Origin of the sequence: Corynebacterium sp. (assembly GCF_030535495.1) — a bacterium.
Classification (GTDB): domain Bacteria; phylum Actinomycetota; class Actinomycetes; order Mycobacteriales; family Mycobacteriaceae; genus Corynebacterium.
Genome location: NZ_JAUNRW010000086.1, coordinates 1 through 8,950, shown reverse-complemented (window position 1 = coordinate 8,950; position 8,950 = coordinate 1). Strand labels below are relative to the sequence as shown.

The window sequence follows — 8,950 nt, the reverse complement described above, 5'->3', positions numbered from 1 at the left end:
TCCCGGCTGGAGCGGCTGGCGAAGCGTTCGGCGGGGCTGGCGGCGTTTATGGGTTGAGGGGTGCGCGCCGGGAGGCCCACGCCAGGGCGAGCAGCCCGCAGAGCACGGCACCGGCGGTGAATACCGCTGAGGTGCCGAACACGACCGCCGGTTGTGCACCAGCCACAGCGAGAGAATCCGCTTGCCCGGTGACCACGTCGGCCACGTACGTGCCCAGCACCCCGCCGAGTCCCGCACCCAGCAAGGAGGCCGGCAGGGAGAGGGCAAGAAGTTCCACGGCCAGCACCGACACCTGGTTGCCCGGGGTCAGCCCGATGGCTCGCAGCAGGCGGCGCACCTGCGCGCGCTCCGCCACCATGAGGGTGACAGTGTTGAGCAGCCCGACCGCGGCGATGACGAGAGCGACGAGCGCCAGCAGGCTCGACATGGTGGACAGGCGGGAGACCATGGCCGCGGTGTTGGTGCGCGCCGAGAAACTCTCCGAGATGGAGAATCGGTCCGGGAACTGCGCCATTGTCTCCGCGACCTGCGTGGCCGCCGGATTGTCGGCGGGCTGCTGCGCGGGACCGTCCATCAACGCCAGGACACTGCGCACCGGTTGGGCGGGCAGCAGGTCGGGGCTGACCCCCATTTCCGCGGCCCGCTCAGCGCGGGCCTGATGTACCAGGGCGGGGTCGATGACGGTGAGTGCGTCCCGGCGGTGGAGGACGCGGGCCGTCACCTCCACCTCGTTGATGGTGACCGTGACATCTGTGCCGGTGGGGAACTCACTGCGTAACCCGGATGTGCGGCTGAGCATGATGGTTCCGGCCGGGGCGCCGGTATCGGACTGGCGCATGACGTCCGCTCCCTCCGCTTCACCCAGCAGGAAGGCCGGCAGGGATGTGCCATCGGGGAATTCGACCACCGCGCTTTCCGGCGCGGCGATCGCCGCCACCCCGGGCACCTCCTCCAGGCGGGAGGGCAGCTCCGGCGGGATGGAATCGTCGAGGGCCGTGATGAGCAGATCCGTTCCTCCCGCATCCCCGGCGACGGCCGCCAGGTGGGAGGTGACCTTTGACTGCCCGTGCAGCACCGCCGAACTCAACGCAGCTCCGGCGAGAACAACCACGATGAGCGCCGCCGACCGGGCCTTCTGCCGGCCCGGAAACGCCAACCCGAGCTGCAGCGTCGGCAGCGGGAACACGCGGGACAACCACTGACCGAGCACGGGGAGCGCCACGGCGACGATGATCGCGGCGGCGACAACCCCTGCACCCGAGGCGGCGACGGCCACGAGGATGGCCCGCTGCGCGAAGACGTCGGCCACCTGGCCATGCGCCCACCAGGACGCAGCACCCAGGGCCGCCGCGATGGCCAGCCACAGGATCGGGGCGCTGGCACGAGGCTGCGATACCGCGGCAGGACTGAGTGCTTCGACGGTGGAGACCCGGCTGGCACTGGACGCGGCCGGCAGTGCCGCCGCCAGCGGCATGAGCACCCCGGCCGCGAAGATGATCCACAGCACACCCGCAGGCAGCGCGACGGTCTCCAGCGGGACCCGCACCCCGAAGCTGGTGGCCTGCTGCCCGAGCAGGTGGGCGGCTGCCAGACCAGCCGGCGCGCCGAGTGCGGAGGCCACCACCCCGAGCAGGAGCGATTCCACCGCGACGGAGCCGAGGATCTGCGGGCTCGTTGCCCCCACCGCGCGGATGAGACCGAACTCCCGGCGTCGTTCGGAGGCCAGGACGTTGTAGGCGGAGAAGATCACCAGGAACGCCACCGCCGCGGCCACGAGGACGAAGGCGGTCAACAGCAGGAAGTAGCGGTCGCGCTGGCCCAGGTACGAGTCGGAGAGGCTGTCCACGTGTGCCGCGGCCGTTGTCACCGTGCCGATGCTCGGGGACGGGGGAGGGGACGAGGGAGAAGACATCGCGATGCGGAACTCGCCCCGTGCCTGCCCGGAGTTCCATTCCGCGACCACGGCCGGTGCCGCGAACACCGAATCCGCTCCCAGGAGTCTCTCCTGCGCGGAGCCCTCCACGTGTCCCACCACCGTCACGGTCACGTCGTTCGTGAGGCCTGCCACGCGCAGCTGGAGGACCGACCCCACCTCCGGGGCATCGGCGGAACCCGCCAGCGCCACTTCACCCGGCCCGGCCGGGAGGCGCCCTGCCTGCAGTGTGCGCCATTGGAGGGGGCCGTCGGCGATGGAGTACACGGCGGCCGAGGAATACACCCCATCGGCATCACGCACCGCCACGGAGGCGCGCTGATCCCAGGCGATATGGTCCACCCCCTGCGATGCCTCCAGCTCAGTCCGGATCTGCACCACCGCAGACTTCTCGGGGGCGGCGACGGTGACCACATAGTCAGTGTCTGCATAGGGGCGGTCGAACATGGAGTTGACGCTGGAGATGACCGAGGTCGTCAGGGCGACCGCTGCCGTGGTCAACGCCACCGCCGCGAACACCGCGGTGAACAGGGAAAGATAGCGCGCCCCACGCCGTCGAAGCTGCTGGAAGGCGAGGGTGATCACGAGGTGGCACCGCCTGCAGGACGGAGGTTCTCCCGTGCGATGATCTGCCCGTCACGCATGGTGATCAGCTCATCACCGCGGTGCGCGGCCGACTCATCGTGGGTGACGAAGAGCAGGGTCTGCCCGAACTCGGTGACGATGTGCCGGAAGAGTTCGAGGACGGCAGCACTGGTGACGGAATCGAGACTGCCGGTGGGTTCGTCGGCCACCAGCACCTGCGGACGGGAGATGAGGGCGCGGGCGATGGCGGCACGTTGCTGCTGGCCACCGGAGAGCTCGTGGGGGAGATGGCGCAGGCGGTGATCGATCTCGAGGATCTCCACCAGCTCCGCCAGCCACTGCGGATCCACCTTCCGGCGGGCCAGCCGCAGAGGCAGCGTGATGTTGTCGCGCACGGACAAAATGGGCACCAGGTTGAGGTCCTGGAACACCAGGCTGATGTCCGTGCGGCGGAGCACGGCGCGTTTGTTCTCCGACAACGTGGTGAGGTCCACCGGGGTGCCGGAGTCCAGCACCACGGACCCCGCAGTCGGCGTGGCCAGACCCGTCAGACAGTGCAGGAGGGTGGACTTGCCGGATCCGGACTGCCCCATGATGGAGGTCCACCGGCCCGGGGCGAAGTCCACTGATACTCCATCCAGCGCCCGGACCTCCGCCTCCCCGGATCCGTAGACCATGCTGACGTCACGGGCAGACAGGATGGGACGGGGCATAGGAACAGCTTCCTCAGGTACTAGGGGACGAACATGGAAACGGAAATCACCTGACACTGTAGACGGGTGCTGCCGCGCTACTCCTCCGCATCGGGGATGAGACAGAAGCTCTCGTAGTGGTCGTCGGTGTAATACCAGACCTCGGGGTCGGTCTCCGTGCCGCCGCCGACCACGATGCGCTTCGGCCCGCGGTGGTTCACTCCTGGGGTGTCCACGGTGTAGCTGCGGTAGTAGCTGCCGCGCTCCTCGGGCAGGTAGCCCTCGTAGTTGCCGAAGTGCCCGCCATCCTCACCCGGGTACTCGTAGGGCCCACCCGCGAGGATGTCGTCGATAACGGGGTCGGCTTCCGGCGGCAGCTGCGCCACCTCGCAGGTCTCGAGGTCACCGGCCGGAGCAGGTGCCTCGGGCCGCCCGTTTGAGCCGACGTCGATCCCGTAGAAGGCGGCGACGGCGGCGAGCCCGAGCGCGCCCACGGTGGCCAGGACGGAGTTCTTTTTCACACACCGATACTAACTTGACCCGCGCGGTACCCTGTTCATCATGGCTAAGGGGCGTATTCCGGACAGTGATATCCAGGCGATCCGTGAGCGTGCCCAGATCGAGGAGATCGTCGGGGAGTACGTTCAGCTCAAGCCAGCCGGGCACGATTCCCTCAAGGGCCTGAGCCCCTTCAAGGATGAGCGCACCCCCTCGTTCCACGTGCGCCCCAACCGCGGTTACTTCCACTGTTTCTCCACGGGCAAGGGCGGGGACGTGTTCTCCTTCCTCATGGAGATGGAGCACATCTCCTTCCCCGAGGCCGTGGAGGCCGTGGCCCAGCAGATCGGTTACACGATCAATTACCAGGGTGGGAGCACCGGGGCGCGCCGGGAGGAGCCGGGCACCCGCAAGAGGCTTATCGACGCCAACAAGGCCGCCCACCTCTTCTACCGCGAGCAGCTGGAGACCCCGCAGGCGCAGAAGGGGCGGGAGTTTCTCCTGGAGCGCGGTTTCTCCCAGGAGCACATCTACGCCTTCGAGTGCGGGTACGCCCCGGAGGGCTGGGACACCCTGACCAAGCATCTGCTGCGCAAGGGCTTCGAGTTCAAGGAGCTGGAGGCGGCCGGCCTGTCCAAGATGGGGCGGCGCGGCCCCATCGACGCCTTCCACCGCCGTCTGCTGTGGCCCATCAAGGATCTGTCGGGCAACGTCATCGGCTTCGGCGCCCGCAAGCTTTTCGACGACGACCAAATGGGCAAGTACATGAACACCCGTGACACCCTGCTCTACAACAAGTCGAAGGTGCTGTTCGGCCTGGATGTGGCGAAGAAGAACATCGCCGCCGGCCACCAGGCCGTGGTGGTCGAGGGCTACACCGACGTCATGGCCATGCACGCCGCCGGGGTGACCACGGCGGTCGCCTCCTGCGGTACCGCCTTCGGTGATGATCACCTGCAGATCCTGCGGCGCCTCATGCTCGACGACAACTACTTCCGCGGCGAGCTCATCTACACCTTCGACGGTGACGAGGCCGGTCAGAAAGCCGCCATGCGCGCCTTCGAGGGCGATCAGAAGTTCACCGGCCAGTCCTTCGTTTCCGTGGCTCCCGCGGGCATGGACCCCTGCGACCTCCGCCTGGCGCGTGGCGACGCCGCCGTCCGCGACCTCGTCGCCGACCGCATCCCCATGTTCCAGTTCGTCGTCGAGTCCATACTCACCGAGCACAACCTCGACACCGTGGAGGGTCGACTCCAGGCTTTGCGACGCACCGTCCCCGTCGTCGCCGGCATCAAGGACCCGGTCCTGCAGTCCGAATACGCCCGGCAACTGGCCGGCTGGGTCGGCTGGGCCAACACCGAGGAAGTAGTCCAACAGGTCCGCACCGAGGCCCGGAAACCGAAAGAGGAGAAAAAGCGCCGTGCCGTGCGTTTCGACGACGCCTCCTCCGCCCCCGTCGACACCACCCCGGCCGTGCCCATACCGAACCCGCGCGACCCCTACCTGTGGCCGCAGCGCGAATCCCTCAAGCTGGCCCTGCAGAACCCGGAGATCGCCGGCAACTACTTCGACGGACTGTCCGCCGACGCCTTCACCCACCCCGCCTACCGGATGATCCGCGAAGGCATCCGCAGGGCCGGGGGAGTGGCCGCCGCCCACAGCGGCGTCGACTGGATCGCCACCGTCGCCGGCGAAATGACAGACCTCATGGGCCGCAACCTCGTCTCCGAGCTGGCGGTCGAGGAGATCATCATCGAAGCCCAACACCTGAGCGACTACGCCGACTCCGTACTCTCCCGCCTGCAGGAATCCGAGGTGGGCAACCAGATAGCCCAGCTCAAAAGCCAGCTGCAGCGCATGCGCCCCTCCGATGACGAACAGGCCTACAACTCACTGTTCGCCGATCTGGTGGCCCTGGAGCAGGCGCGCCGGGAGCTCAACGAACGTGCGTTCCGGGGCCTGCCGGCGGAATAAGCTGGCAGGCCGGGCTGTCCAGAGCTTGTCCACTCGGACAGCTTCGTACGTCGACCATCTGGCGAAGAAAATCTGTGGGTGGGCAACTGGATTGTGGCCGAGACTGCCAGGAAGAACAGCAGCCTTCGGGGATTTCTTTCCGGGCGACCCTGTGCAGTGCACGCTCACAGGGCAGCCGATGGAGTGGCAATGCTCTGCATTATCCTGTGAGTAGGTACAGTGAAAAAACATGTAAAATTCACGGAATCTGCAGAGGAGAACGGTTTGGCCAAGCAGATCCTCGTACTCTCCCAGTATTGGCACCCCGAGAACGGTGTCCCCCAACGCCGTTGGACGTGGTTGACCAAGATTCTGGTGGATGCGGGTTACGAGGTAACGGTGATCGCCCCGCCTCCGCATTACCAGCGGAAGATGGATCTGCGCAGCTGGTGGAGCCAACGCCGCTATGCGTCGAGTCTGGAAACTACCACAGGCCCGTCTGGCGAGCGCATTGTCCGCTCGGGGTTCATTCCCTCCGGCAATTCTCTGACGCTGAAGGCTCTCAATCAGGCGACTGTCGCGCTCGGCTCGCTGTGGGTCGTGTTGAAGCGCCCGGGAAAGCTGCGCGGCTACCGCCCTGATGTGGTTGTGGGAACGGTGCCAGCCCTGCCCACGGCTGCCGCAACCTGGCTGACGGCGGTGCGGTTCCGAGCTCCCTACATCATTGATCTGCGTGATTCCTGGCCTGACTTGCTTGAGGAAGCCGAGAACTGGAATCGCGGTACTGGTGCCCGTTCTCTTCGGGAGCGGATTTTGTCGAAGGGGCCGCTCCAACTCATCAGCGCTGTGACCAAGAAGACGATCAATCTTTCCCTGAAACATGCCGCGGCAATTTCGGTTACCTCATCTCATCTCGCAGAAGACTTGAAGAAGCGGCCTGAGTTACAGCGCGAGGGTATTTCCCCGACGATTGATACTGTCAGAAACGTTTTTCCTCCAGAAACGGCGTACGTAAAAAGCGGTGTTTCAGAGGAAGCGTCGAGGAAACTGAACGTACTCTACGCCGGCACCTTCGGCAGAGCTCAGAATCTGGAGAATGCTTTACGTGCCGCGGAGCTGGCGTGCAGCCGCGGAGTGAGTGTGTCGATGACATTCGTAGGTGCAGGCGTCACCCGCGAGGCACTCGTCGATTCTGCGCGAAAGAAGAACCTAGACGTACGTTTCGAGAACCGTCGTTCGGCCGATGATCTGGCCCAGTACTATCAATGGGCTGATACCGCGCTGGTACATCTCACCGATTGGCAGGCCCTCGACCGGGCGGTCCCGTCGAAGACCTATGAGCTCATGTCCTCGGGTCTACACATCTCCGGTGTCGTCAGCGGTGAGGCTGCGGAGATAATCCGGGAACAGAACGCGGGAGATGTAGCGGAGCCGGAAAACCCACAGGAGCTGGCTGAACTGTGGGTGTCCCTGGCCCGGAATCGGAAGCGGCTCACGGTCTCCCGTCAAGGTGCCCGGTGGGCTGAAAAGGAACGCCGGGACAAAGCACCTGCACGGTTTCTCCGCCTTATCGACCGGGCGCTGGCATGAAACGTGCTTTGACCTTCGGATTGAGGATGGCGTTGCTACTGGCGTCAGCCGCAACGAACCTCATGGTGGGTGATCCGCGTGGTTTCGCTGTCAAACTGACTGAACGCATTCGCCTCGCAGACGGGCCTGTCCGTCTCCTTCCCACCGCGCCGCTACGTGCCTGGGGACAGGGACAGCGATCTGCCGCCAGAATCCTAATCGGCACGGGGCATCTGACCCACGGGGTCCGGGAGATCGTCGAAATGGGTTCTGCGGTATCAACTGGTGATGTCCATCTCGCAAAGCGAACGATGGAGAGGGTTGTTCAGTTGGAGGCCCCCATTCCGTCCTCGCCCAAGATACGAAAGAACTCCGGTGCCGAAGAACATCGGATCCTCCACTTTCTGACTAACAGTGAGCCCTTCACCAACTCCGGATATACGGTGCGCTCGGCCCATGTCCTCGCGTGTCAGCAGCAGTACGGTATTGAGGTACTGGGCGTGACCAGGCTCGGATATCCCGTGCTAGTGGGGAAGATCCCGTCGTCTGCACAGCAGACCGTCAGCGGAGTTAGCTATCGACGCCTTCTTCCCCCGCTCTATCCGGCGAGTATCTCCAGGCGTCACGATCTGTCGGTGAAGATGCTTGTGGCAGTGGCACGCGATTTCGGTGCGACGATACTGCATACCACCACGGACTATACGAACGCCGTGGTTGTCGCTGATGCTGCCTTTCAGCTCGGTATTCCGTGGGTGTACGAGGTGCGCGGTGAACTGGAATCGACATGGCTGTCCCAGATCCCACCTGAGCTGCAGGAGGAAGCAGCTGCGTCCGAATTCTACCGGGCGGCGCGGCGCATGGAGACAAAGTGCATGCAAGCCGCAGGGGCCGTGGTCGCCCTGAGCGAGGTCTCCCGCCGGCAAATGCGGGAGCGGGGAGTGCCTGAGGAGAAGATCGTCGTCATTCCCAATGCCGTAGACGACGACCATATCGGGCGAGAGTACGACCAGACGGCTGTCCGTCGAGAATTAGGCCTACCGGTCGATCAGCTTCTAGTCGGAACTGTCACCGCTGTTGTTGATTACGAAGGGCTCGACACCCTGTTTCGGTCGCTGGAGTTCTTGCCGCCGGATTACTCGGCCCTGGTGGTAGGGGATGGCACCGCAAGACCTGCTCTGGAGGCCTACGCTGAAGAACTGGGTTTCCGTGATCGGATTATCTTCGCTGGGCGTCGGCCAGCCACCGATATCTGGCGGTGGTACGCGGCGTTGGACGTCTTTGTCGTCCCCCGGAAGGACACTGTCGTGACTCGCAAGGTCACGCCAATCAAGCCTCTCATCGCGATGGCCCTGAATATTCCGGTCGTTGCCAGTGATCTACCGGCGCTGAGAGAGGTCACGGGGGAACGAGCGCTGTATGTACCGGCCGAGGACCCGCAGGAGCTGGCGCGCGGAATCACCGAAGCCACAGGTTCTGATCAATCCGGCAGTGCATGGGCCGCGGAGCGGACGTGGAGAGCGAATGGCCGAAGGTACAAAGAAATCTACGAAGGCCTGTAGCCCCTAGTCTTGGTCCGGCTCCAGCACCTGCTGATCGTCGGTGCGGAGGTTCTTGACCTCTCGCATCCGCGGTTGCGGGTCGAGCTTGTTGGCCACGGCCTTGCGAGTGGCGTCGACGGCCTTGCGGGTGACGGGGGAGTTGACCGCGGTTTCGTAGCCCT

At 65.1% G+C, this 8,950-nt stretch carries 6 protein-coding genes; 3 read left to right on the top strand and 3 right to left on the bottom strand.

The window, feature by feature from the left end:
- Positions 1-46 precede the first annotated feature (46 nt).
- From Q4F73_RS09740 to Q4F73_RS09730, 3 genes are all read right to left on the bottom strand, one after another.
- Positions 47-2,518, bottom strand: coding sequence for an ABC transporter permease (locus Q4F73_RS09740; RefSeq protein ID WP_303359153.1), 2,472 nt, complete (start codon positions 2,516-2,518; stop codon positions 47-49).
- Positions 2,515-3,231: an ABC transporter ATP-binding protein gene (locus tag Q4F73_RS09735; RefSeq protein ID WP_303359152.1), complete on the bottom strand. Its 717-nt coding sequence runs from the start codon at positions 3,229-3,231 to the stop codon at positions 2,515-2,517. The genes Q4F73_RS09740 and Q4F73_RS09735 overlap by 4 nt, the downstream gene beginning before the upstream one ends.
- 77 nt (positions 3,232-3,308) lie before the next feature.
- The gene (locus Q4F73_RS09730) at positions 3,309-3,731 is read right to left on the bottom strand and encodes a ribonuclease domain-containing protein (RefSeq protein WP_303359151.1); all 423 of its coding nucleotides are present in this window, start codon (positions 3,729-3,731) and stop codon (positions 3,309-3,311) included.
- Between the two features lie 40 nt (positions 3,732-3,771).
- Here Q4F73_RS09730 and dnaG point away from each other — a divergent pair, with 40 nt between their 5' ends.
- The 3 genes from dnaG to Q4F73_RS09715 all read left to right on the top strand — a co-directional run bounded on the left by dnaG (position 3,772) and on the right by Q4F73_RS09715 (position 8,789).
- A complete protein-coding gene (dnaG, locus tag Q4F73_RS09725) occupies positions 3,772-5,682 on the top strand; it encodes a DNA primase (RefSeq protein WP_303359150.1) in 1,911 nt (636 codons plus the stop codon).
- Positions 5,683-5,946: 264 nt separating this feature from the next.
- The gene (locus Q4F73_RS09720) at positions 5,947-7,251 is read left to right on the top strand and encodes a glycosyltransferase family 4 protein (protein WP_303359149.1); all 1,305 of its coding nucleotides are present in this window, start codon (positions 5,947-5,949) and stop codon (positions 7,249-7,251) included.
- Positions 7,248-8,789, top strand: coding sequence for a glycosyltransferase (locus Q4F73_RS09715; protein WP_303359148.1), 1,542 nt, complete (start codon positions 7,248-7,250; stop codon positions 8,787-8,789). Before Q4F73_RS09720 ends, Q4F73_RS09715 begins: the two co-directional genes overlap by 4 nt.
- The last annotated feature ends 161 nt before the right edge of the window (positions 8,790-8,950 follow it).

Coding starts and splice junctions, on each gene's coding strand:
- Q4F73_RS09735 (WP_303359152.1), bottom strand. CDS start 3,231: ATGCCCCGTCCCATCCTGTCTGCCCGTGACGTCAGCATGGTCTACGGA.
- dnaG (WP_303359150.1), top strand. CDS start 3,772: ATGGCTAAGGGGCGTATTCCGGACAGTGATATCCAGGCGATCCGTGAG.
- Q4F73_RS09715 (WP_303359148.1), top strand. CDS start 7,248: ATGAAACGTGCTTTGACCTTCGGATTGAGGATGGCGTTGCTACTGGCG.